23 protein-coding genes are annotated in these 22,591 nt (G+C 58.6%); 6 read left to right on the forward strand and 17 right to left on the reverse strand.

Annotated elements, in window-relative coordinates:
• Nucleotides 1-607 precede the first annotated feature (607 nt).
• The 6 genes from ACIPY9_RS18195 to ACIPY9_RS18220 all read right to left on the reverse strand — a co-directional run bounded on the left by ACIPY9_RS18195 (nt 608) and on the right by ACIPY9_RS18220 (nt 5,972).
• On the reverse strand, nt 608-1,261 hold the full coding sequence (locus ACIPY9_RS18195; protein ID WP_400704319.1) for an HAD family hydrolase: 654 nt from the start codon (nt 1,259-1,261) through the stop codon (nt 608-610).
• A gap of 131 nt (nt 1,262-1,392) precedes the next feature.
• Nucleotides 1,393-2,382, reverse strand: coding sequence for an ABC transporter ATP-binding protein (locus tag ACIPY9_RS18200; RefSeq protein WP_400704322.1), 990 nt, complete (start codon nt 2,380-2,382; stop codon nt 1,393-1,395).
• A gap of 1 nt (nt 2,383) precedes the next feature.
• On the reverse strand, nt 2,384-3,181 hold the full coding sequence (locus ACIPY9_RS18205) for an ABC transporter permease (protein ID WP_400704325.1): 798 nt from the start codon (nt 3,179-3,181) through the stop codon (nt 2,384-2,386).
• On the reverse strand, nt 3,168-4,010 hold the full coding sequence (locus ACIPY9_RS18210) for an ABC transporter permease (protein WP_400704328.1): 843 nt from the start codon (nt 4,008-4,010) through the stop codon (nt 3,168-3,170). The genes ACIPY9_RS18205 and ACIPY9_RS18210 overlap by 14 nt, the downstream gene beginning before the upstream one ends.
• Entirely contained in the window at nt 4,007-4,813 is an 807-nt protein-coding gene (locus ACIPY9_RS18215) for an alkaline phosphatase family protein (protein ID WP_400704330.1), read from the reverse strand. Before ACIPY9_RS18215 ends, ACIPY9_RS18210 begins: the two co-directional genes overlap by 4 nt.
• A 91-nt stretch (nt 4,814-4,904) precedes the next feature.
• Nucleotides 4,905-5,972, reverse strand: coding sequence for an ABC transporter substrate-binding protein (locus tag ACIPY9_RS18220; RefSeq protein ID WP_400704333.1), 1,068 nt, complete (start codon nt 5,970-5,972; stop codon nt 4,905-4,907).
• Nucleotides 5,973-6,326: 354 nt separating this feature from the next.
• On the opposite strand from ACIPY9_RS18220, the gene ACIPY9_RS18225 reads away from it, so the two are divergent.
• On the forward strand, nt 6,327-7,073 hold the full coding sequence (locus ACIPY9_RS18225) for a UTRA domain-containing protein (protein ID WP_400704336.1): 747 nt from the start codon (nt 6,327-6,329) through the stop codon (nt 7,071-7,073).
• A 67-nt stretch (nt 7,074-7,140) separates the two neighbouring features.
• Here ACIPY9_RS18225 and ACIPY9_RS18230 read toward each other — a convergent pair whose 3' ends face one another.
• The 7 genes from ACIPY9_RS18230 to minC all read right to left on the reverse strand — a co-directional run bounded on the left by ACIPY9_RS18230 (nt 7,141) and on the right by minC (nt 12,302).
• Nucleotides 7,141-7,482 carry a hypothetical protein gene (locus tag ACIPY9_RS18230; RefSeq protein WP_400704339.1) on the reverse strand — a complete coding sequence of 114 codons (342 nt, stop codon included), beginning with the start codon at nt 7,480-7,482 and terminating at the stop codon, nt 7,141-7,143.
• 346 nt (nt 7,483-7,828) lie between these two features.
• On the reverse strand, nt 7,829-7,993 hold the full coding sequence (locus ACIPY9_RS18235) for a hypothetical protein (protein WP_400704342.1): 165 nt from the start codon (nt 7,991-7,993) through the stop codon (nt 7,829-7,831).
• Nucleotides 7,994-8,124: 131 nt separating this feature from the next.
• Nucleotides 8,125-9,414, reverse strand: coding sequence for a M18 family aminopeptidase (locus tag ACIPY9_RS18240; RefSeq protein ID WP_400704345.1), 1,290 nt, complete (start codon nt 9,412-9,414; stop codon nt 8,125-8,127).
• Between the two features lie 117 nt (nt 9,415-9,531).
• The gene (locus ACIPY9_RS18245; RefSeq protein WP_400704348.1) at nt 9,532-10,167 is read right to left on the reverse strand and encodes an RluA family pseudouridine synthase; all 636 of its coding nucleotides are present in this window, start codon (nt 10,165-10,167) and stop codon (nt 9,532-9,534) included.
• Nucleotides 10,168-10,258: 91 nt separating this feature from the next.
• Complete coding sequence (gene minE / locus ACIPY9_RS18250; RefSeq protein WP_400704351.1) at nt 10,259-10,519, reverse strand: cell division topological specificity factor MinE; 261 nt, start codon at nt 10,517-10,519, stop codon at nt 10,259-10,261.
• Nucleotides 10,520-11,332: a septum site-determining protein MinD gene (gene minD, locus ACIPY9_RS18255; RefSeq protein WP_400704353.1), complete on the reverse strand. Its 813-nt coding sequence runs from the start codon at nt 11,330-11,332 to the stop codon at nt 10,520-10,522.
• Between the two features lie 229 nt (nt 11,333-11,561).
• Entirely contained in the window at nt 11,562-12,302 is a 741-nt protein-coding gene (gene minC / locus ACIPY9_RS18260; RefSeq protein ID WP_400704356.1) for a septum site-determining protein MinC, read from the reverse strand.
• Between the two features lie 121 nt (nt 12,303-12,423).
• On the opposite strand from minC, the gene ACIPY9_RS18265 reads away from it, so the two are divergent.
• Nucleotides 12,424-13,356, forward strand: coding sequence for a lipid A biosynthesis lauroyl acyltransferase (locus tag ACIPY9_RS18265; RefSeq protein WP_400704359.1), 933 nt, complete (start codon nt 12,424-12,426; stop codon nt 13,354-13,356).
• A gap of 31 nt (nt 13,357-13,387) precedes the next feature.
• Nucleotides 13,388-14,572 (forward strand): patatin-like phospholipase family protein, encoded by a 1,185-nt coding sequence (locus ACIPY9_RS18270; RefSeq protein WP_400704362.1) that lies wholly within the window; start codon nt 13,388-13,390, stop codon nt 14,570-14,572.
• Nucleotides 14,573-14,675: 103 nt separating this feature from the next.
• Here the strand turns inward: ACIPY9_RS18270 and ACIPY9_RS18275 are convergent, their stop codons facing one another.
• Nucleotides 14,676-15,530 (reverse strand): pirin family protein, encoded by an 855-nt coding sequence (locus ACIPY9_RS18275; protein ID WP_400704365.1) that lies wholly within the window; start codon nt 15,528-15,530, stop codon nt 14,676-14,678.
• Between the two features lie 295 nt (nt 15,531-15,825).
• Between ACIPY9_RS18275 and ACIPY9_RS18280 the strand changes: the two genes are divergently transcribed.
• Nucleotides 15,826-16,194, forward strand: a complete 369-nt coding sequence (locus tag ACIPY9_RS18280) for a DUF805 domain-containing protein (protein ID WP_400704368.1) — start codon at nt 15,826-15,828, stop codon at nt 16,192-16,194.
• A 311-nt stretch (nt 16,195-16,505) separates the two neighbouring features.
• Nucleotides 16,506-19,082: an autotransporter domain-containing protein gene (locus ACIPY9_RS18285; RefSeq protein ID WP_400704371.1), complete on the forward strand. Its 2,577-nt coding sequence runs from the start codon at nt 16,506-16,508 to the stop codon at nt 19,080-19,082.
• Between the two features lie 5 nt (nt 19,083-19,087).
• Here the strand turns inward: ACIPY9_RS18285 and ACIPY9_RS18290 are convergent, their stop codons facing one another.
• Nucleotides 19,088-19,897: an alpha/beta hydrolase gene (locus tag ACIPY9_RS18290; RefSeq protein WP_400704374.1), complete on the reverse strand. Its 810-nt coding sequence runs from the start codon at nt 19,895-19,897 to the stop codon at nt 19,088-19,090.
• A 165-nt stretch (nt 19,898-20,062) separates the two neighbouring features.
• Here ACIPY9_RS18290 and ACIPY9_RS18295 point away from each other — a divergent pair, with 165 nt between their 5' ends.
• A complete protein-coding gene (locus ACIPY9_RS18295) occupies nt 20,063-20,356 on the forward strand; it encodes a hypothetical protein (RefSeq protein WP_400704377.1) in 294 nt (97 codons plus the stop codon).
• Nucleotides 20,357-20,455: 99 nt separating this feature from the next.
• On the opposite strand, the gene ACIPY9_RS18300 is transcribed toward ACIPY9_RS18295, so the two are convergent.
• Nucleotides 20,456-21,268: a VacJ family lipoprotein gene (locus tag ACIPY9_RS18300; RefSeq protein WP_400704379.1), complete on the reverse strand. Its 813-nt coding sequence runs from the start codon at nt 21,266-21,268 to the stop codon at nt 20,456-20,458.
• Nucleotides 21,261-22,559: a serine/threonine protein kinase gene (locus ACIPY9_RS18305; protein WP_400704382.1), complete on the reverse strand. Its 1,299-nt coding sequence runs from the start codon at nt 22,557-22,559 to the stop codon at nt 21,261-21,263. Before ACIPY9_RS18305 ends, ACIPY9_RS18300 begins: the two co-directional genes overlap by 8 nt.
• Nucleotides 22,560-22,591: the final 32 nt, after the last annotated feature.

Genomic DNA, 22,591 nt, shown 5'->3' on the forward strand with positions numbered 1-22,591 from the left:
TCTCTACTGTGGGCATATCCGGATTTTGTTGTGTGGCGAGTATCGGTTCCGCCTTTACGGCGGGCCCCTTTGTTTCGGCAAAGGGGCGAAACCATCGGCTCCGGTTCGGCCCCGCCTGACGGCGAGGTTCCCTCGTTCCGGCGTTGTTCCATGGGGCCGCGCCGATGGGCCATCCATGGCCTGGCGGCGCTTGCTCGGCTCCTGCCTCGCACCCCACTCCACAACACCTCCACTCAGCCTTCACCAGCGTCGCAATCGGTGGTGTCTGGACTTTTTGTGCTTGAAAAGCAAAGAAAAGCTAAAAAGCTCTGTGCCGCGATGGCGTGAACACCGCAAGACGCGACGTTGGTGACGGCTGAGTGGAGGTGGTGATCCGATGGGAATTCTGCAGGGATGCAGAATTAGCCGCACTGGGCCATGGATGGCCCATTGTGGCGACCGCCGGATCAGCGCCGGAGCGAAGGAACCCTGCCGTCAGGCGGGGCCGAACCCGGAGCAATGGTTTTGGTTCCTTTGGCCGGAACCAAAGGGACGCGCCGTAAAGGCGCAAGGCGGCCTCAAGTCAAACGAGTCATCAAGGAACAGGCACATTCCTCAATTCGCTCTTCTATTTCCAGCTATGCACCGGCCAGCCAGCCTTTTCGGCATGCTCGCGCAATACAGCATCGGGATTGACCGCATTGGGGTGGTCAACCTTGAGCAACAGCGGCAGGTCGTTGCGTGAGTCGGAGTAGAAGCTGGCACCCTCGAGGTTTTCACCTTCGGTATCCAGCCACTCCATCAGACGAGTGATCTTGCCCTCGCGGTAGGTCAGCACACCGACCGTTGCACCGCTGTAGACCCCGTGTTGTATATCCAGCTCGATACCCAGAACCTCATCGATGCCCAGACGCTCGGCAATGGGTTTGACCAGATGCACGCCGGACGCCGAAATCACCAGAATTCGGTCGCCTCTGGCGCGATGCTGTGCGATGCATTTGCAGGCATCGCTGTAGATGATCGGTTCGATGAAATCTTCCACCCAGGGACCGACCAGATGCTCGACTTCTTCAGGCGTGCGGCCTGCCATGGGCTCCAGGCTGAACGCCATGTAATCCTCCATGGCCAGCTTGCCGGCACTGTAGGCGGCCATCAGCTCGTCGTTGCGCTGCATGAACGATTCGGGATCGACCCACCCCAGACGCCCCATCTGCTCGCTCCACAGGCTGGCGCAGTCGCCACCGATCAGGGTTTCGTCCAGATCGAAAATTGCTAAAGGCATGCGTGCCTCCTTTTTTAAGCGTTTATTTCGGTAAACAGGTGAGGGCACGCAGCTGTAAGCCGCAAGTTTCAAGCTGCAAGCGGTCCGGGCTTCTCAACTTGCTGCTTGAGGCTTATGGCTTGTAGCTGCCCCTAAGCCACCTCACATAGCGCCGACAGTTCGATAGTCAGGGTCACGCGGCGTCCGTCAGGGTGCAGATCATCCGCGCTGCGGTTCAATACGTCGACCATCAATTCCACGCCTCGGGCCTGGACGCGGTAGCGGATCACGTTGCCCAGCAGGCTGTGGCCAAGCACTTCACCTTCCAGTGCGCCGCTCAGACTCAACTGGATGGCTTCGGGACGGATGGCGACGCGGCTGTTGATCGGGCGCTGCATCAGGCGAGAGGCATCGTCGGGGTCGAGCAGGTTGTAGTTGCCGATGAAGCCTGCCGCGAAGACGTCTGCGGGGGCGGTGTAGAGGGTTTCGGCATCGCCGCTCTGCACAATGCGGCCCTGGTTCATCAGGAAGATACGGTCCGAAAGGGTCAGTGCTTCTTCCTGGTCGTGGGTGACGAAGATCGTGGTCAGGCCCAGTTCGCGCTGGATGGCGCGGATCTGTTCGCGCAGGTGTTTGCGAATCCGTGCGTCCAGAGCCGACAGCGGTTCGTCGAGCAACAGCAGGCGCGGACGGGTGACCAGCGAACGGGCCAGGGCCACGCGCTGGCATTGTCCGCCGGACATCTGGTGCGGGTAGCGGCTGGCGAAATCGCTCAGTTCGACCAGCTTCAACACTTCGGCGACCCGCTTGTGAGTGTCGTCGGCATTGACCTTCTGGATGCGCAGGCCGAACGCGACGTTCTGTTCCACGGTCATGTTGGGGAACAGCGCATAGCTCTGGAACACCATGCCGATGTTGCGTTTCTGCGGTGTCAGCGGCACCAGGTCCTGGCCATCGAGCAGGATGCGCCCGCTGTTCACGGAGGTCAGGCCGGCGATGCAACGCAGCAGGGTGGACTTGCCGCATCCGGACGGGCCAAGCAGGGTGACGAATTCACCGCGTTCGATGGTGCAGTTGATGTCGCTGAACACCGCGGTGCTGGCGTAACTCTTTTGCAGGTTTTCGATACTGACAAAACTCATCTCAGTCTTTGTCCTTGTTCAGTCGATTGGCGGCCCAGGTCAGCACCAGCACGAAGAGGAAGTAAGAGATCACCAGCGCACTGTTGAAGTGACCGCTGCTGTTGCGCATGTTGTTCAGGTACACCTGCAAGGTTTCATAGCGGGTGCCGACCAGCAGGTTGGCGAAGACGAATTCACCGAACAGGAAGGAAAACGACAGCAGCAGCGCGACCAGCAACCCCTTGCGCAGGTTGGGCAGCACCACCATGAATGCGGCCTGCCAGGTATTGGCCCCCAGCAGTTGGGCGGCATCCATCAGGTCGGTGAGGTTGATTGCCTGCAGGTTGTTGCTGATGGCCCGGTACATGAAGGGCAGGGCGACGGTGAAGTAGCAGCCGATCAGAATCCAGGGGGTGCCGACCATGGCGAAAGGGCCGGAGCCATAGAGTTGCAGCAGACCGACGGATGAAGCCACGGGCGGCACCGCGAAGGGCAGCAGGATCAGGATGTTCATCAACGCATCCAGGCGCGGGAAGTGGTAATGCACCACGAACAGCAGCGGCAGGATCAACACCACGGACAAAATCAGCGCGCCCACGCACACCAGCAGCGATTGACCGAATGCCGTCAGAAAGCGCGGGTCGCTCCACAGTGCGATGTACCACTTGAAGGTCAGGCCGCTGGGCAGAATGCTGGCCGACCAACTGGTGGCCAGTGAGTACAGCAGCGTACCGGCCAGCGGCAGCAGCAGGATGAAGAACAAGAGATAGACCACGAACCGGTGGTAAAGCCCGGCAGGACCTTTTTCAGCGCGAGACATGGTAGCTCCTCTTCAGCAACCACTGATGGACGACGGTGACCAGTGTCATCAGGCCGACCAGAATCATGGCCAGTGCACTGGCCATGTTCGGATCGAGGCTGATATCCCCTGCAACCATGGCCGCGATACGGATGGGCAATACGTTGAAGTTGCCGGTGGTCAGGGCGTAGACGGTGGCGTAGGCCCCCAGGGCATTGGCCAGCAGAATCACGAAGGTCCCCAGCAGGGCGGGGGTCAGGACCGGCAGGCCGATGTAGCGCCAGAACTGGAAGCTGCTGGCACCGAGCAAGGCCGACGATTCGCGCCAGTCTTCGCGCAGGGCGTCGAAGGCCGGGTAGAGCAGCAGCACGCCCAGGGGGATCTGGAAATAGGTGTAGAGGATGATCAACCCGGTTTTCGAGTACAGGTTGAAGTCTTCGATGATTCCCGCCTGTTTGAGCATCAGGGTCACGGCGCCGTTGAAACCCAGCAGAATGATGAAGGCGAAGGCCAGCGGCACACCGGAGAAGTTGCTGGTCATGTTGGCGAAGGAGTTGACGAAGTCCCGCAGCCGCGAGTCCACATTGCGCAGTGAATAGCTGCCCAGTACGGCGATGATGATGCCGAACAGGCTGGACCAGAAGCTGATTTCCAGGCTGAACTGCATGGCCTGGCGATAGAACCGGGAGCTGAACGCATTGATGAAGTTCTCAATGCCCCAGCCTGCTTCGGAGTGCAGGCTGTTGATCGCCACCCAACCCAGCGGTGCGATCTGAAACACGAAGAAAAAGATCGCGAACGGCAACAGGCAGAGCAGCCCCAGCCATTTACCTCGATTGTTTGTGGTCACTTGAGGATCTCCCGGCATACAGGCTTGTCGTGGGGCACGCCAAGCAGTTCGCAGACAATGCCGCACAGATCGGTCTGTCTGGGGGCTGCCTGAGGATTCAGGCTGAACGCGTCGCCCAGCACGAACAGCGGGACCTCACGCTCTTCGGGTAGCAGGCCGTTATGCGATTTGTCGTTGTTCATGCCGTGATCGGCGGTCACCAGGACCTGGTACCCGGCATCGAGCCAGCCTTGCAGGTAGTCGGCGATCAGGATGTCGGCGCTACGTGCGCTGTTGCGGTACTGCGGACTGTCGAGGCCATGCTTGTGCCCGGCGTCGTCGATGTTCATGGGATGGATCAGCAACAGGTCGGGCGTATACCTGATCCGGAGGCTTTCAGCGTCGGCGAACAGGTGCGAGTCAGGGTAATGGTCGACGTAGTAAAAGTGGCCGTGCTGTATCGGTAGCGCCGGATCGTCGGTATGTCGGTCGCGGACAGCGTCGAACGGCGTGCGGTTATACAGCTCGCTGACCCAGTGGTAAGCCGCCGCTGCGGTGGTGAGCCCGGCATCAGAGGCATAGTGAAATATGCTGCGCTGGCTGGACAGGCGTGAAATCTGGTTGTGTACGATGCCGCTTTCAATCGGAGGAATCCCGGTCAGAATGCATTCGTACAAGGGGCGCGACAGCGCAGGCAGCTCGCATTCGAGCTTGTAGAGTGCGGCGCGACCGGCATGGCTATATGCCTGAAGATGGCCCATGGCGTGCCTGGCCACTTCGTAATTGAGGCCATCGAGCACGATGAGGATGACATTGTGTTTCATGAGCCAGTCGCTCCGACAGCAAACGGTACAAGGGCATTACAGGAGAGAAGGGCGAGCAGGCATGCTGACTCGCCCGGAGGCTTTTGCCGGATCAGTTCATCTCGACGATGACTTGCTCGTTCCACATCTGTGGCAGCTTCTTGGACGTCGCTTCCCACGCCGAAGCGTTCTTGATCGGTGTTACACCTTTGTATTGCTCGTTTGGCAGCAACTTGGCCTGAACGTCGGCTGGCAGAGTCAGATGCTCGGCACGAATCGGACGTGCGTTGCCTTTTGCCAGGTTGATCTGGCCAGCGTCGCTGAAGATGTACTCACGCGTCAGTTTGGCGGCGTTCGGGTGCTTGGCGTATTTGTTGATGATGGTGGTGTAGCCGGAAATCACCGAACCATCGGACGGGATCAGCACCACGTAGTCATCGGGGTTGCTCATCTTGGCCTTGTAGCTCAAACCGTTGAAGTCCCAGACGATACCGACCTCGACTTCACCCTTTTCCATGCTCTGAATGTTCGGGTTGTTGAGAGCCAGACGTTTCTGTTTAGCCAGTTCGGTGAACAGTTGCAGGCCCGGAGCGACGTTGCTTTCGTCGCCTTTCATGGCGATGGAGGCGGCCAGCACGCCGTTGGCGGCCTGGGCTGCGGTGCTCACGTCACCGATGGTGACCTTGTACTTGCCGTTCTTGAGGTCTGCCCATTTGGTCGGTACTTCAGATCCGTGCAGCAGCTTCTTGTTGACGATGAAGGCGATGGTGCCGGTGTAGGCCAGTGCCCAGTGACCTTCCTTGTCCTTGGCCCAGTCCGGGACTTGTTCCCAGGTGCTGGGTTTGTAAGGTTGAGTGACGCCCTTGGCGACTGCGATAGGGCCGAAGGCCGCACCGACGTCACCGATATCGGCGCTGGCGTTGTCTTTTTCCGCATCGAACTTGGCCACTTCCTGAGCCGAACTCATGTCGGTGTCCATGTGCTTGAGGCCGTACTTGCTTTCAAGGTCGGCCCAGGTGCCTTTCCAGTTCGCCCAGTCATCCGGCATGCCGACGCTATTGATCGCGCCTTCGGTTCTGGCTGCGGCTTCGAGGGTCTTGAGGTCTGTGTCCGCTGCCATGGCCGAAGTGCTCAGCGCAATGGCGGAACCGAGGAGTGATGCCAACAATAGGTGTTTCATTCCAGTCTCCTTTTGCACTTCCTTTCAGAAGTGTTCGTTGCGGATGGTTTGGTCTAGATCAGCAATACCTGAGCCAAGTTAGGCTTCTTGCATGACATTTTTGTGTCGGGTGCCGTTTTTGGTGATAGAGGCAGGGTTAGTGGCCGGTACCACCCAGCAAGCGTAGTTCACGCCGGATGGCTTGATATTAAAGGGCTGGGAGGCGCCCAGACAGCGGTTGGCATGGATTGTGAAACGACCTGTCACATGACGGTCATATACGCGACCTAGGCTTGAACACACACCTTCAACGGGGTAGGCAAGCCTTGATGCGTGCCCTTTAATGGCGCTGGTCTAGTCCAGCTTGGTATCTAAATGCGCGAAGATGTACCACGAGCGGTCACTACCATTTGCAACGCCTTGCAGGAGCAGATAGAGCATGGTCTGCTGCTGCCCGGCAGCAAGCTGCCTGCCGAGCGCAAGCTCAGTGAAGTGTTCGACACCACCCGGATCACGCTGCGTGAAGCGCTGGTGCAACTCGAGGCCCGAGGGCTCATCTATCGCGAAGAGCGTCGTGGCTGGTTTGTCTCGCCGCCACGTCTGGCCTATGACCTGATTCGTCGCAGCCACTTTCATGCGATGGTCCAGGCACAAGGGCGCGTGGCCGAAACCCAGGTCATTTCGGCGCGTCTGCAACCGGCTTCTGCCAGGATATGCGAGAAGCTCCAATTGCCCCCGCTCTCCAGCGTGATACAGATCTGTCGCGCACGGCGCATCGACCAGCGTCTGGTGCTGTATGTCGAGCATTACCTGAACCCGGAGTTCTTTCCTGGCATCCTGGAGTGCGACCTCAGCCAGTCGCTCACCGAGTTGTACGCCAGCCGGTATGACCTGTATTACGGCAAGGTGCATTTCGAGATCGTGCCGACGGCGCTGCATGCCGACGCCTGCGCGGCGCTCAAGGTTTCGGTCGGAAGTCCAGGGTTGTGCATTGCCAGGGTCAACTACGATCAGCGTGATCGCCTGATCGATTGCGACCTGGAGTATTGGCGGCACGACGCTATTCATGTCAGTGCAGTGGCGGGTGATTCTTCGGCAGGCCGGCCAGTGACCGGAGTGTGACCCGCCTCAAGGCCGAATCGGCACATGAGGCGAGTCACGTTGGCATGACGGTATTGATCGGGTGAGGTTATGGCGTGATATCAACCTCTACCCAGTCGGAGTGACCGACGCCTTTGACGTTGTAGCGAACTTTCAGCTTCTTCCAGCCGGCATGAACGGAAGAGGGTGGAATCTTGATGATCATTTCCCTTACATGCTCGACCACATGAATGATCGGGAACGTGAATTCCGGGCTTCCTGGCGTTCCTTCCCAGGGCGCCGAAAGCCGATCGCCGACTTTCATGCCGGGATAGACCGGCACAAGGATCTGTACGCCTGTCCCGTGAATGGCCGACAGGCTCAGGGTGCCGTCGCCGCTCAACTGAGGCAATGAAGGTGCGGGTAGGTGATCTGTTGTCTGTTTGTTCATGATTCATGTCCTTATTGGTTTTTGTATTTATTCACACTCAAAAGCCAGTGCCGGGAACGCAACGTTGTCGCCTCCCGAGATCGTCAAGGGCTTTAGGTTTTGTACGTAAAGTGGCTGCGCTCGGTCAGGCGGCGTTAAAAACCGGCTCAGAATGCTCATTGACAACCAGTCAACTCCGCTTCCTCGCCGTTTTTTGCCTTGCCTGACCTTCGCTCGCCGACTTTTCGTACAGAACCTAGTGGTTGTTGAATCGGAGGTCGTCAGTTGCTGTCAACTGTTTTTGGCTGACACGTAGGGGGGGAATGTTTCAGGCGTTGCGCTTGAAACAGGCTGTAGAGGGGGGCTTTCAGGTCAACTTTTCGAGAATCTTGAAACCGACCGTGCCGATCACGAAGACCATCCCGATCCAGATCATGAACACGCCGATACCTTTATCCCGGTAACTGAAACCAACGCTGAGCAACAGCATTCCGATGACGGTGATGATCAGCATTGAATGGAAGGGATCCATGGCCTTGTACCTCAAACTGACTCGGCATTTGTGAGTCTAGTCGCGTTTGAGGCTGGCGCTTTGATATGGGACAGCGTTATGGGTGGCTGTCGCGGGCAAGCCCCTGTGGGAGAGGGCTTGCCCGTGAAGGGTTAAGGCAGCTCGTGACTGGCGTAGAACGCGCTGAGCACCTTCACCAGGTGTGACAGGTCATGGCTGCCTGCCAGCTCGCGGATCGAATGCATGGCAAAGGTCGGCAGGCCGATATCCACCGTGCGAACGCCCAGATGACTGGCCGTGATCGGGCCGATGGTCGAGCCGCAGGCCATGTCGCTGCGCACCACGAAGCTTTGCACCGGCACTTCTTCGGCCATGCACAGATGGCGGAAGAAACCGGCAGTCTCGCTGTTGGTGGCGTAGCGCTGGTTGCTGTTGACCTTGATGACGGGGCCGGCATTGAGTTTCGGGCCGTGATTGGCATCGTGCTTTTCGGCGTAGTTGGGGTGTACGCCATGGGCGTTGTCGGCGGAAATCAGCAGCGATTTCTGGATGCTGCGTACATAGTCTTCACCGTTGGGCAGCAGGCGCTGGATGACTTGCTCCAGCATCGGGCCGTCTGCGCCACAGGTCGACGAAGAGCCGACTTCTTCATGGTCGGTACAGACCAGCAGGGCGGTTTCATCGGTGTTGCTGTGAAGCAGTGCCTGCAGGCCTGCATAGCACGACAGCAGGTTGTCCAGGCGGGCTCCGGCGATGAAGTCGCCATTGAGGCCGACCACGGCCGCGCTCTGGGTGTCGTAGAAACTCAGCTCGTAATCGAGCACGACATCGGCGTTCAGGTCGTGCTCGCGGGCCAGTTGCTCGGTGAGCAGGGCGCGGAAATCAGCACGTTCGTCACCGGCTACCTGGGCCAGAATCGGTGGCAATTCGTTCTGGGCATTGATCGCCCAGCCTTCGTTGGCCGTGCGATTGAGGTGGATCGCCAGGTTTGGAATGATCGCGATGGGCAGCTTGAAGTCGATCAACTGGCTTTCGACCTTGCCATCACGGCGGAAGGTGACGCGCCCGGCCAGCGACAGGTCGCGGTCAAACCAGGGAGCCAGCAATGCACCGCCATACACTTCCACACCCAGTTGCCAGAAACCCTGACGTTGCAGTTCCGGTTGTGGCTTGACCCGAAGGCAAGGGCTGTCGGTATGGGCGCCGACCATGCGGATGCCGCCGGTCACTGGCGAATGGCGACCCATTCTGAAGGCCACGATGGAGGAGTCGTTACGGGTGACGTAATAACGCCCGCCGGTTTCGACGGCCCAGGTTTCGCGCTCGTCCAGACGCTGGAAACCTGCCGCTTCGAGGTGTTGTACAAGCGTTGCAGTGGCATGAAACGGAGTAGGGGAAGCCTTGAGGAAGTCGATCAGGCCTTTGTTCAGCTCTTCGCGCATAAGTAGCTCCAGACAGCAGTGGCGCGAGTTTACCGTATTGGCCCGTGTCGTGCTTTTTCGCGAATGAATTCGCTCCTACCGATACCTGGGGTAGGAGCGAATTCATTCGCGAACCGGTCAAAACGGCGCTGCACACTCGAACTTCAGGCGCTCGCCAGTCACCGGGTGGGTGAAACTCAACATGCTGGCGTGCAGGCACAGGCGTGGATAGGCCGCCAATGCCTCGGGATGGGCATACAGGCCATCGCCCAGCAGCGGATGCCCGATGGACAGCATGTGTACCCGCAACTGATGCGAGCGTCCGGTAATGGGCGTGAGCTCGACGCGGCAATGGGTGTCGTAGCGTTCCACGATCTTCCAGAAGGTCAGTGCGTGCTTGCCGGACTCATGATCGACCACATGCCGGGGCTTGGTGGGCGGGTCATAGCGCAGAGGCAGGTCGATGCTGCCGCTGTCCAGCGTCGGCTGGCCCCAGCACAAGGCGGTGTAGGCCTTCTCGGTTTCGCGGTCATGGAACTGGCGCGAGAGTTCTCGATGGGTGTCGGCATCGCGGGCAAGCAGAATGATGCCGGAGGTTTCCCAGTCCAGCCGGTGAACGATGCGGGCTTCGGGGTAGCCGTTTTCCTGCAGGCGGGTAATCAGGCAGTCCTTGTTGTCGTCGGCCCGACCGGGGACGGAAAGCAGCAAGGTAGGTTTATCAATCACCAGAACGGCTGCGTCCTGATGAATGATGCGGATGTTCGACAACGGCATGCAACGGCCTCGAGACGCTATAAACGCCAACGGCGACATGGGCGACACTCTGTCGGGAGTGCTGCCCATGCCGCCGTGGACGACCGCCGGATCAGCGATCCGGCAGGGTGATGTTGAGTTCCAGAATCGAACAGCTGCCCTGGTTTTCCAGAGCGACCTGTACCTGATCGGACTCGATGTTGACGTATTTACGGATCACTTCCACCAGCTCTTTCTGCAGGGCAGGAAGATAGTCGGGCGTCGGTGAGCTTCGCTGGCCGCGTTCGTGCGCCACGATGATCTGTAGACGCTCTTTCGCTACCGAGGCCGTGCTTTCTTTTTTGCGGTCACGAAAGAAGTCAAAAATATTCATTTAGCGGCCTCCAAAAAGACGCTCGAACCATCCTTTTTTCTGCACATCGACAAAGCGATGAGCAACTTCCTTGCCCAGCAGACGATCGACGGCATCGCTGTACGCCTGACCGGCGTCGCTCTGGTCGTCGAGAATGACCGGGATACCCTGGTTGGAAGCCTTCAAGACTGCCTGAGACTCGGGAATCACGCCCAGCAGACGGATCGAGAGGATTTCCTCGACGTCTTCGACACCCAGCATTTCGCCCTTGGTGACGCGCTCCGGATTGTAGCGGGTCAGCAGCAGGTGTTCCTTGATCGGGTCTTCGTTGCGCTCGGCACGACGAGACTTGCTGGCCAGCAGGCCCAGCATGCGGTCCGAGTCACGGACCGACGACACTTCCGGGTTGGTCACGACAATCGCTTCGTCAGCGAAGTACATGGCCAGGTGGGCACCTTTTTCGATACCGGCCGGGGAGTCGCAGATCACGAATTCAAAGTTTTCCTTGAGCTCATCCAGGATCTTCTCGACGCCTTCGGAGGTCAGCGCGTCCTTGTCGCGAGTCTGGCTCGCAGCAAGCACGTAGAGGTTTTCCAGGCGCTTGTCCTTGATGAGGGCTTGCGTGAGCGTGGCTTCGCCTTGAACGACGTTGACGAAGTCGTACACCACACGGCGCTCGCAACCCATGATCAGGTCCAGGTTACGCAAGCCGACGTCGAAGTCGACGATCACTGTCTTATGACCACGCAGAGCGAGGCCTGTACCGATGGCGGCGCTGGTGGTGGTCTTGCCCACACCACCCTTGCCGGATGTAACCACGAGAATCTTGGCCAAGGTGTATCACCCCTAGAGGAAAAGGACGGTCAGTCCCTGAAGAGCATCCCTTGAAACGGCGTAAGAAGCGTGATGGAAATCATGGAAACCGGTTATCGAAAGATGGCTTTGTGCCATTACTTTCAAGAGGTACAACTGTCGAGAAACAAATGTTTCTCCGGATTTCCTACAACCTTTGCTACGTTTTCGCGACGAATCAGAGATGCTTTGAAAATGGCGGCAGTATCCGTTAAAGACGAATGATGTTCAACACGTCGCCTGACAGACTGACTTGTACGGGAGCCCCCCAGAGAGGGTCCCTGCGCAAGTCTTCGGAAACCTTGTATTGCCCGGCGATCGAGATCAGCTCTGCGCCCAGTTGCTGGCAAAAGATCCGTGCCTTGGTGTCGCCCTTGATGCCTGCCAGTGCCCGGCCGCGCATCGGGCCGTAAACATGGATGTTGCCATCGGCCAGAAGTTCCGCACCCGGGCTTACGGGGGCCACGACCACCAGATCGCCACCCTGGGCGTAAATCTGTTGCCCGCCGCGCACCGGGGCGGTGATGACACGGGTCGGCTTGACGACAGGTTCTGGCGGTTTCTCAGGCACTTTTTTCGGTGCTTCTGTCTCGACAGGGTCCAGCGTACGCTCTCTGGCACCCGAAGGTGGAAGCACCGGAAGGTCGACGGCGATGGCGGCGGCGATGTCTTCGATACGGTTGGCCCGGATCGCCAGGGTGCGCAGGCCATGCTGACGGCAGACACGCATCAGGCCGGGCAGGTCGACCGTCCCTTCGTTGGGCGCGAGTTTGTCCAGTGCCAGGATCAACGGAGTGTTGCTGAAGAAGTTGGGGGCCTGGGCGACCTTGGCCGCCAGCTGACGGTCGAGCGCGTCAAGGTTGTTCCGGGCCAGCTCCATGACGGTGATGGCAAGCATGCTGCCTTTGAGCTGAAACACGGGGTCCGGGTTTTGCGATTCGATCTGGCTCATGGTCGGTGTACACAACAGCTTGTCGCTAAAAGTGCCGAGACTTATAACGAGAACGCCCGCGAGCCGCAAGCCGGGTCGAACCGATGTAGAATGCGCAGCCTTTGTCCTGACGGAAGCTTAAATGGATCGCCCGCGTTTTAAAGCCAGTTTTCTTCACCCCCGTTTCTGGCCCCTGTGGCTGGGGCTGGGGCTCTTGTGGCTGATTGTCCAGTTACCGTTTCGAGTGCTGTTGGTGATCGGACGCCTGCTGGGCGCGGCGATGTACTGCGTGGCCACTGATCGAAAATATATCGCTTCGCGCAACCTTGAGCTGTGCTTCCCGCAGTTGTCCGCGGCCGAGCGCAAGAAATTGCTCAAGGAAAACTTCGCCTCGACCGGCATTGCCTTCTTCGAGATGGCCATGAGCTGGTGGTGGTCCAGACGCCGCCTGGCCGGGCTGGCTCATATCGAAGGGCTGGAGCATCTACAGCGTGCCCAGCAGCAGGGCGAAGGGGTGATCCTCATGGCCCTGCATTTCACGACCCTCGAGATCGGTGCGGCCTTGCTGGGCCAGCAGCACACCATCGATGGCATGTACCGCGAGCACAAGAACCCGCTGTTCGATTTCGTTCAGCGTCGCGGTCGCGAGCGGCATAACCTCGACTCTCTGGCGGTGGAGCGCGAGGACGTGCGTGGCATGCTCAAGCTGCTGCGTGCCGGTCGTGCCATCTGGTACGCACCGGATCAGGATTACGGCGCAAAGCAGAGCGTGTTCGTACCGCTGTTCGGCATTCAGGCAGCCACCGTGACGGCTACCAGCAAGTTTGCCAAGCTGGGACGTGCCCAGGTGGTGCCCTTCACCCAGCAGCGTCTGGCGGACGGCAGCGGCTACAAGCTGGTGATCCATCCGCCGTTGCAGGATTTCCCGGGCCAGAGCGATGAAGAGGATTGCCTGCGCATCAATAAGTGGATTGAAATTGCCATCACGGAATGCCCGGAGCAATATCTCTGGGCGCATCGACGTTTTAAAAGTCGACCGGCAGGTGAACCAAGGCTATACAAAAAACATAAATAGAAGAGTGGTTGTTCACTGAGGTCCGTTGTAGATGCCAGAGCCCGCAGTAGTGACAAGCGCAGTGAACGAAGCCGAGCCAGTGACCGGGTTGATACTCTCTGGAGGCGGTGCCCGTGCCGCCTATCAGGTGGGGGTGCTGGCGGGGATTGCCGATCTCCTGCCTGCCGGATCGCCGAATCCGTTTCCCGTGATCGTCGGCACCTCGGCAGGTGCGATCAACGCCGTGAAGCTGGCCAGTGGCGCGCTTCACTTTCGCATTGCCATCCATCAACTGACCGAGTTCTGGCAGGCATTTCGCAGTCATCAGGTGCTGCGCAGCGACTGGCCCGGCGTGATTCATCAGGCGGGGCGTTTTTTCGGGCGCAGCCTGATCGGACTGGGACGCAACATTCCTGTTGCACTGCTCAACAGTTCGCCACTGCGTGACTTGCTCAACGAGCGACTGGACCTGTCGGGCATCGATGCGGCCATCGACAGCCGTCACCTGCGAGCGATAGCCGTCACGGCCTTTGGTTATGAGTCCGGTCAGGCGGTGACGTTCTATCAGGGCGGAGGCACCATCGAGCCCTGGCTGCGTCACCGACGCATCGGCCTGCCGACCCAACTGACGGTGGATCATTTACTGGCGAGTTCGGCGATTCCATTGCTGTTTGCGCCCGTGAAGATCGAGCATGAGTATTTCGGCGATGGTGCGGTGCGTCAATCGGCACCGATCAGCCCTGCGCTGCACCTGGGGGCCAACCGGGTGCTGGTGGTGGGCGTTAGCGGCAACCCGCGTGGCGTTCAGCCCAATAAGCAGATCCATCGGGCAACCAGCGGCATCCAGCCGACCCTGGCGCAAATCAGCGGTCACATGCTCAACAGCACCTTCATCGATAATCTGGAAAGTGATATCGAATTGCTAGAGCGGTTGAATCAGATGAGCGCCTTGCTGGCCAACGAGAAGGACAGGCGTCAACCGGGCATGTCGCCGGTTGAAGTTCTGATCATTTCCCCCAGCCAGCCGCTGGACGAAATCGCTGCCCGTCACCGCCATGAATTACCGCCGGCATTGCGTACCTTTTTACGTGGCCCGGGTGCGACCAAGACCAGCGGTGCCAGCGTTCTGAGCTATCTGCTGTTCGAGGCGGGTTATTGCAGCGAACTGATCGAACTGGGCCGTCGCGATGCTCTGGCCCAGAAGGACGAACTGAAGCGATTCCTGCGCCTGCCGTAGGAGCGAATTCATTCGCGAAGAGCCGGTACATCCAACAGATACAGATCGTTTGAAATGCCGCTTTCGCGAATGAATTCGCTCCTACAGGGAAAAGACGCGGTCATCAGGCCGTTAAACGATCATCCCTGAAGTCCCGCAACGCCTGTTCGATCTCTTCGCGGGTATTCATGACGAATGGCCCGTATTGCACGACAGGCTCACGCAACGGTTTGCCGGCAATCAGTAACACCCGTGCGCCGCTTGTGCTGCGAATGTGCAATTCACCTTCATCGTCCAGACGCACCAGACGGCTAGCACTCACGGACTGTGGGCAACCTTCGACCTCGATATTGCCTTCATACACATACAGCAAGGCACGATGCCCTTGAGCAAGACGAGGGCTGATATGGCTGCCTGCCGGCAGGTGAAAGTCGAAATACTGCGGCTCGGTATCCGGGCGTTGCACGGCACCGGCCTGCTGAACCTGACCGTCGTCGAATTCGCCTGCAATCACCACCACATCCACACCGTTTTCCGTGGTCAGGCGGGGAATGTTTTCCGGTGCAATGTCCTGGTAGCTGGCGTCCATCAGCTTGTTCTTGCCCGGCAGGTTCAGCCATAGCTGGAAACCACGCATCACGCCTTCTTCCTGCTCCGGCATCTCGCTGTGAATGATGCCGCGGGCAGCGGTCATCCACTGCACGCCACCGCTCTGCAACAGGCCGACATTGCCCATATGGTCTTCATGACGCATGCGGCCTTCGAGCATGTAGGTCACGGTTTCAAAGCCGCGATGCGGATGGGGCGGGAACCCGGCAATGTAATCGTCCGGTTTGTCCGAACCGAATTCGTCCAGCATCAGGAACGGGTCGAACTGCTCGACACCCTGACCGCCGAACACCCGCGTCAGGCGCACACCGGCTCCGTCCGAGGTGGGTTGGCCAGTATGTATCGACAGCACTTTGCGAAATGGGGTCATGAAAGGGCACTCCGGGTCAGGCAGCAATGGCACCCATGGTATGCCTGTTCGATTGATGGATGGGTTTGATTTTTGCCACATATAGATCTGCTTTTTTGATGATTAAAACAATCCGTGGGCTTTCGATGGCACCCAAAGCGTGGTGAATCTTGGCTCTGTTGATTTTTCCTACAGATATTTCGGAGGGTGACTGCATCCCTATTTTTTTAAATCTTTAGATTGGTCGCCGCTAGGGGTATTCGTGGTCAGTCACTGACCAGGGATGCAAGTACAGTCATAAAGAAGAGAAGCAGGGATGAATCATCTGTATAACGTGTTTGCAAAAACATTCGATTTCAGTGGCCGGGCGTCAAGGATGGAATTATTCGTCTTCGCTCTGCTTTGTGCCGCGCTGTTCGCGGTGGCAGTGTGGATTGATCTCAGTAACGACTGGTTTGATCTGGAGACAGGCATCGGGGGTGCAACCGCTTTCCTGGTCGTGGCCATGTTCATGACCAATCTCTCTCTGAGCATCAGAAGGCTGCACGACATCAATCTCAGCGGCTGGTTCGTGCTGATTGGCCTTGTTCCAATCGTGGGCCCGCTGTTCCAGATATCCTTGCTGTTTTTACCGGGCACCGACGGGGTGAACGACTACGGCCCGGCACCTCATACAAAAGTTTGAAGGTGCTATGAAAAACGCCCGACCCGGTAACCTGGGCCGGGCGTTTTTCTACAGCCTGGATCGTTTGATGAGTTTGAGTTTTTTCGGTTTGTTGATCGACTCGGTCGATGGCTTTTATGTATCTGAAATGTATCGATTCCTGTAAAGGTTTGTACCTGCCAGCCGACAACGCGCCTTAAGGCTCTGGTCGCTCAACGCTCGGCAACCGGAGTGCAACACGCATTCACGGTGGAATGCACGCCTGGCAGGGCTGCTGCTGAAGTGATATTGACGGACCATACGCTTTGAATCGGAATTTTCAGAAAACACTATTGGCACTGATCGTTGGGGCCTGTGCATGTCAGGTTTTTGCTCAGGATTACGATGTCAGTCAGGGCCGTACCGCGTTTAATGACCAGACGTTGAGCGGTGGCGTCAATCTGGTTGGCCAGGTTTCACTGCAATCCTCCTCGAATGAAACCGTTTTTCAGTTCAGACGCTCTGCGTTGACGGGGTCGTTCATCAACGCCGCGGATATTACTGTCGATACGGATGGTCGTTTTGTCCAGGGGCTGAGACTGGGTGGCGTGTTTGATCCTTTCACCCCTGGTGCCGATAACGGTCCCGGTGGGGGCGGTTCGATTGTAGGGGATCTGCGCAACGACGGATCCATCACGCTCCAGAGAGCCAACAATGCCGACGGCATTGAAATCAGTAACATCAATGTCACAGGTTCTGTCGTCAATGCCGGCCAGATCCTGGTGGTTGAGCAGAGCGGATTGACTGCTTTCTCTACGGCAGAAGGCATCTACCTGCATGGCACGCAGATCGGGGGCGACCTCATCAACTCGGGCTCCATTGAAGTTCACAGTCAGGATGCCTTTGGTTTGATCATCGACAGGCATGGCTCTACAGGCCTGGGCCTTGCCGGGAAGCTGATCAACTCCGGCTCCATTCTCGTCGTAGGTGATCACGCCATCGGGCTGGATATCGAGTCGCCTACAACCGCCATGCAATTCGATAACAGCGGTTCGATCATTGCCCGGGGCAATGCTTCCGAAGGTATTGCTCTGTGGGACGGTACGCTCGATGCCCTCAACAACAGCGGCCTTATCAGCGCCACTGGAGACCAGGATTCACACGCTATCGAGATTCAAGGGGTCAACTTCACGACCACCCGTGCTTCCGGCTCAAGAGGCATCGTGAACACCGGTACCATCAACGCCCAGGGCGATGCGATTGTGGTGACCGCCGATGCATTGCCCGTCGGTTTTGAAATCAATCAGAAGGCGGGGCTGATCGCCAGTGATACGGGGGCTGCCATCCGGGGCGGCAACCTGGCCACATTGAACTGGACCGGCGGCGAGATTCGCGGTGACCTTCTCGACATGGCTGCCGTGAACGTTCAGGGCATGGCCGGGTTCACGGGCTCGACCATCGACAGCAACGTCAGCATCCTTCAGGGCGGCTCCCTGAATCTGGAGCGCGCAGGCAGCAACATTACAGGCAATCTGCAGGTGGCGAGCCTGAGTGGGCTGGACATGCGTCTGTCCGACAGCGTCGTGAATACCACGCCTTATCTGACGGTCTCGGGCACGGCGACCTTTGCTTCGGGATCGCACATTACCCTGAGTGCCACCCCCGGTGATTTCAACCCGACTGCCGAGGGCAAGACCTATGCCTTGTTATCCGCTGCCAGTGTGCAGGACAACGGGCTGACCGTGAGCAGTGCCTCGGCCTTGCTCGATGTGGCCAGTTACAGCGTCGACACCGATTCGGTTGAGGCGGTGGTCAAGCTCAAGCCTGACCAGCAGGTCAGTCAGGAACTGGGCAGTGTCGGTGGCAGTCAGCGCACACAAGGTCTGGTCAACCAGTTCAAGAACAATGTGATGGGCCAACTCGCGAACAATGACCGGGTCTATCAGTCGTTTGCCAACGCCACAACCCGTGAGCTGGCAACCCTTGGCCGACAGTTGTCGCCCGACGTCAGCCGTGGCGGCGTGGATGCTGCGCTGGCCGGTCAGGGGGCAACCCGTTCGGTGATCGACACCCGGATGGCGGGATTGCGCAGCGGTCTGTCCTCGGGGGATGAGTTGTCCGATACCGGCGTCTGGATACAGGCGTTGAACAGCAATATGGATCAGGACAGCCGCGGTGGTGTCGAGGGTTACTCGGCCAATGCCAGCGGTGTGGCGGTGGGGATCGACAGCACGCTTGCTTCCGGTACGACTCTGGGGCTGGCCTATTCCTCTGTAAACGCCAATTCGACCTCCGACCTCGGCTACAAGACCGATGTGCAAGGCAACGCGCTGACGCTGTATGGCAATCGAGAGCTGGGCAACTGGTTTGCCCAGGGCAGTCTGTCCTATGGACGCAACGACAACGACAGCCGCCGCTATGTGGCTGGCACTCTGGCCAAGGGGAACTTCGACAGCGATGTGCTGAGTGTCAGTGCCCTTGGAGGGTACAGCTATCGGTTCAGCGATCAGGTGTCGCTTGAACCCCGTGTGGCAGCCCGTTACTCGCATGTGCGAGTCGATGCCTATACCGAGCGTGGCTCGTCGGCGGCGTTGCGCAACGGCGGTCAGCGTTTTGAAACCGGGGAGCTGGGGGCTGGTCTGCGAGTGGCCACCCAGACGTCTCTGTTGGGCGGGACGCTTTCGCCCGAACTGACATTGATGGCGTATCACGACCTGATCGGAGATCGCATCAATCAGACGTCAGCCTTTGTTCAGGGCGGTTCAAGCTTCGTGATCACGGGAGCGAAAGCGGCCCGCGATACCTACGAAGGTTCTTTTGGCGTGAATTACGCCATCAGCGCTCTGACACTGGGAGCGAGTTACACCTATCAGGGGCGCTCGGGGTATGACGCCGACACCGTGATGCTGAAAGCTCGTTACGCGTTCTGACCGTTTCATTGGCACGTGACCGGGCGGGAAAGCATCCGTCCGGTCACGTGGTTCACCAGGGTTGCATGCGAGGCAGGCAAGCTGACGACCTCACTGCAGTCCGGTCGCGTCCGGGCAAGAAACCCCGTCAGCAGAGAAGGGGGTACTACCGTGTCCGAACTTCCCACGAAGTGCCGCTGTTCTATGTGCTTGAGCCGCAGGCTTTCTTCGAGCGGGTCCAGTGAGCCGTGCAAGGGGGAAAGCCGGTGCAGATCGGCCCACGCATGAGGATCGACATTGCCGGCGATGGTCTGTATCCGGGAAATGTCATCGCGTTCTTCTGCAATCAATAGCGCGATCGCCGCGCCTCCCGAATAACCGATCAATTCAATGGATGACGCCTCGTAGCGGGCTTTCAGGGTGTCGATCGCATCGTTGAACGCCTCGATCGCGACGCGGCTGAAGCGCGCATCCGTCCACACCTCCGAGGAACAGCCCGGGGATTTCACGAACTGGCAGGGGCGAGCCATGTAGATACCGACATGATCGACATCCAGAGCAAGACGGGCCATGTCCCGTTGCCCGGGCGTCGGATCCAGACTCGGCTGACTGCCGGTTGCCCAGGCCTGGCCGTCCCCTTCGATGAAGAGGCTCAAGCGGCCGCCCTTGGGCAGGGAACCGGGCGTGACAATCTGTAACGAGAAGGTGCGCGTATGCACCACACGGGTTTCTGCGCCTCTGGCTTGACCCCATGCAGCAAGTTTTTCCTGCTGGCTGGTGCAGCCTGACAGGAACAGACCGGCTACCAGCGTGATGACCATGATTGAGTGTTGCATGGCGTTTCGATAATCGATGAAAAGAAAGCGATCCTGCCTTTGAACCGAGGCAAAGTCGAGGCTGTCGAGTGGCAGGTCCGGGAGAATGGAAGAGGAGGGCTTGTCAGGGTTTGGCTTATCGCTATATTGTTTTTTATATAGCGAATGATCTGGACCGATGCCTGAATGGACACAAGAACTTATCCCTACACCGCCTGGCTTCTGACACGAAACTTTCAGCCACGAGAAATCGAACTGGTAGGACCGGGTTATGTGAACAGCGCTTATGACCGTACCCGGTCAGGGCGCAACTACGAGGTCAGCGAGCTTTTCCCCACCAGAAAGGCAGCCATCGCTTTTGGCGAGTCCAAATTGAAAGCACTGGCGAGTGACCTGGCGAGGCGTGTGGATTGCCTGGAAAGAAACTGGGCCGAGCTGGGGCGGCACAAGCGTTCCAGAGCCAGGGCCGTTGCGGAGTGACGTTTCTGGCAACGTCTTCAGCAGGATTTGCACCCCCCAAGAAAACAAAAACGGCCAACCCGATCACTCCGGTTGGCCGTTTCCTTTCAGCAGTACAACTTACTCGGCAATCTGCAACTTGCGCGATTCGGTGTAGACGTAACGCACCTTCTCGTACTCGAACGGCGAGTTCAGCTGCCCGTAGCGGAAGCTGGTGACATAGCGGCGGTCGATGGCTCGCAGCAGGATGATTTCCGGGTGGTCACTGCTGACTTCGGCCACGTTCAGGAAGTTGATCTGGGTTTCGGCGGCGTAATCGAATACCAGCCCGCCGGTGTCACGCAGGTTTGAAGGACCGAACAATGGCAACACCAGATAAGGGCCGGCCGGTACGCCATAGAACCCCAGGGTCTGGCCGAAGTCTTCGGTCTGACGCGGCAGGCCCATCATGGTCGCCGGGTCCCACAGGCCGGCAACACCGATCGTGGTGTTGAGCAGCAGGCGCCCCGTGGTCTGCATGGCGCGCTGCCCCTTGAACTGCAACAGGCTGTTCAGCAGGTTGGAGACATCCCCCAGGTTGCTGAAGAAGTTGCTGACACCGCTGCGCACGAAGCCCGGGGTGATGTAGCGATACCCGTTGACGGTCGGCAGGAAGACCCATTCATCGAAGCGGTAGTTGAAGTGATAGACCCGGCGGTTCCAGGACTCCAGCGGGTCGTAGACTTCCAGGGCATTGATGGAGGCGCGCTCGAATTCCCGCTGGTCCAGGCCGGGGTTGAATTGCAGGGACTTCAACGGCTGGGTAAAACCGTCGGCGTCCATGTGGCGCTCCACGGTGGCCGGGTGCAGGGTCTTGTTGCCGGTGTCCGTATCATCGGCCAGAGCCGTACCCGCACCCAGCAGGGCGGCAAGGAGTAAAAGACGTTTAGCCACGGAAGAACTCCAGCATGGCGTCGCTGTTGACGCGGTAGTTGAGGTTGCCGCAATGCCCGCCGTAGGGGTAGACGGTCAGGCGATCACCGAAAGTCTTGCGCAGGAAACCCAGGTCACCCGAGCCCAGAATCACATCGTCGGCATTATGCATGACGGCGATCTTGGTGCTGCTGTGCAGGTAATCCTTGAGGGCATACAGGCTGACCTGATCGACAAGCTGCAACAGGCTGCCGCCATCAGTGCGGGCACGCCACATCGGAATCACCTGCTCGGTCAGGTAACAGTCGAAGTCGCATTGCATGGCACGCTTGAGAAACGGCGTCAGGCTGGTGCCTTCGGTGATGGGAAATTTCGGCGGGGTAATCAGGCCGCGGCGGTTGATCAGGTCGGATGTGAACGCGATGTCGGCCGACGAGAAGCGGAACGAGGTGCCGATCAGCATCGCCATCTGCTCATTGCTCAGGTGCTGCTTGGACTGCTGGAAGTCATAGAGCAGTGCATCGTTGAGGTCGATGTAGCCTTTTTGCCGGAAGTAACGCGTCAGCTTGGCCAGGACCAGTTCATAGAACGTGGTGGTGTTATTGATGCCCTTGACGCTGGTCTGCACCAGTTTGTCCAGATTGGTGATCGAGGTGTACAGGTTGACCGGCGGGTTCAGCAGCAGGACTTTCTTGAAGTTGAAGCTGCGACGGGTTTCGTCCAGTTGGCTGACGAACGCGGCATTGAGTGCGCCTAGGCTGTAACCGGTCAGGTAATAGTCGGTGACCGGCAATTGTGCCTGCTGGGCGCGAATGGCCTGCATCACCCGGTACAGGTCCTCGGCGTCTTCCCTGGAGATTCCTGGCGTGGCAAAGCGCGAGGCCGAACTCATGAAGTCATAGCTGGTGGGCGAGGAGAGCTGTACGACGTGATAACCCGCGCCGTAATACAGCTTCTTCAGGAATTCATTGAGGGTGCTGTTGTAGGGCGCGCCCGTACCGGCAATCAGAAAGATCAGCGGGGCTGCGTGGTCTTGTCTGGCCAGCCGGTAGCTCAGCTTTTTTACCGCCCAGAAATTGTCGGGCAGGGTGAACTCGCGTTCAGGGTGCAGGTTTAACGTGTAAACGTCCTGATCGATGTCTTCGTCATCGGGCAGTTCCGGCCGCATGTCCGGTGGTGTGGTCGCAATCGTGGCTTCGAACGGATTCGTCAACGGATAGCCGTAGGTGGCGGGATCAATGTTGGTCGCCAGAGCTGATGCACTCAAACATAAGCCACCCAGAACGGTAGCGAAGCGCAGAAAACGGAGCATGACTGAATCCCTTGGGAAAGAAGTGCTGGTGA

Origin of the sequence: Pseudomonas sp. NPDC089734, assembly GCF_044748865.1 — a bacterium.
Classification (GTDB): domain Bacteria; phylum Pseudomonadota; class Gammaproteobacteria; order Pseudomonadales; family Pseudomonadaceae; genus Aquipseudomonas.

What these genes read in the sequence shown, in the direction of transcription:
- ACIPY9_RS18220 (WP_400704333.1), bottom strand. Translation starts at nt 5,972, where the DNA reads ATGAAACACCTATTGTTGGCATCACTCCTCGGTTCCGCCATTGCGCTG.
- ACIPY9_RS18270 (WP_400704362.1), top strand. Translation starts at nt 13,388, where the DNA reads ATGCCAGAGCCCGCAGTAGTGACAAGCGCAGTGAACGAAGCCGAGCCA.
- minE (WP_400704351.1), bottom strand. Translation starts at nt 10,519, where the DNA reads ATGAATATTTTTGACTTCTTTCGTGACCGCAAAAAAGAAAGCACGGCC.
- ACIPY9_RS18240 (WP_400704345.1), bottom strand. Translation starts at nt 9,414, where the DNA reads ATGCGCGAAGAGCTGAACAAAGGCCTGATCGACTTCCTCAAGGCTTCC.
- ACIPY9_RS18230 (WP_400704339.1), bottom strand. Translation starts at nt 7,482, where the DNA reads ATGAACAAACAGACAACAGATCACCTACCCGCACCTTCATTGCCTCAG.
- ACIPY9_RS18280 (WP_400704368.1), top strand. Translation starts at nt 15,826, where the DNA reads ATGAATCATCTGTATAACGTGTTTGCAAAAACATTCGATTTCAGTGGC.
- ACIPY9_RS18275 (WP_400704365.1), bottom strand. Translation starts at nt 15,530, where the DNA reads ATGACCCCATTTCGCAAAGTGCTGTCGATACATACTGGCCAACCCACC.
- ACIPY9_RS18205 (WP_400704325.1), bottom strand. Translation starts at nt 3,181, where the DNA reads ATGTCTCGCGCTGAAAAAGGTCCTGCCGGGCTTTACCACCGGTTCGTG.
- ACIPY9_RS18235 (WP_400704342.1), bottom strand. Translation starts at nt 7,993, where the DNA reads ATGGATCCCTTCCATTCAATGCTGATCATCACCGTCATCGGAATGCTG.
- ACIPY9_RS18195 (WP_400704319.1), bottom strand. Translation starts at nt 1,261, where the DNA reads ATGCCTTTAGCAATTTTCGATCTGGACGAAACCCTGATCGGTGGCGAC.
- ACIPY9_RS18265 (WP_400704359.1), top strand. Translation starts at nt 12,424, where the DNA reads ATGGATCGCCCGCGTTTTAAAGCCAGTTTTCTTCACCCCCGTTTCTGG.
- ACIPY9_RS18305 (WP_400704382.1), bottom strand. Translation starts at nt 22,559, where the DNA reads ATGCTCCGTTTTCTGCGCTTCGCTACCGTTCTGGGTGGCTTATGTTTG.
- ACIPY9_RS18200 (WP_400704322.1), bottom strand. Translation starts at nt 2,382, where the DNA reads ATGAGTTTTGTCAGTATCGAAAACCTGCAAAAGAGTTACGCCAGCACC.
- ACIPY9_RS18290 (WP_400704374.1), bottom strand. Translation starts at nt 19,897, where the DNA reads ATGCAACACTCAATCATGGTCATCACGCTGGTAGCCGGTCTGTTCCTG.
- ACIPY9_RS18215 (WP_400704330.1), bottom strand. Translation starts at nt 4,813, where the DNA reads ATGAAACACAATGTCATCCTCATCGTGCTCGATGGCCTCAATTACGAA.
- ACIPY9_RS18245 (WP_400704348.1), bottom strand. Translation starts at nt 10,167, where the DNA reads ATGCCGTTGTCGAACATCCGCATCATTCATCAGGACGCAGCCGTTCTG.
- minC (WP_400704356.1), bottom strand. Translation starts at nt 12,302, where the DNA reads ATGAGCCAGATCGAATCGCAAAACCCGGACCCCGTGTTTCAGCTCAAA.
- ACIPY9_RS18225 (WP_400704336.1), top strand. Translation starts at nt 6,327, where the DNA reads ATGCGCGAAGATGTACCACGAGCGGTCACTACCATTTGCAACGCCTTG.
- ACIPY9_RS18295 (WP_400704377.1), top strand. Translation starts at nt 20,063, where the DNA reads ATGGACACAAGAACTTATCCCTACACCGCCTGGCTTCTGACACGAAAC.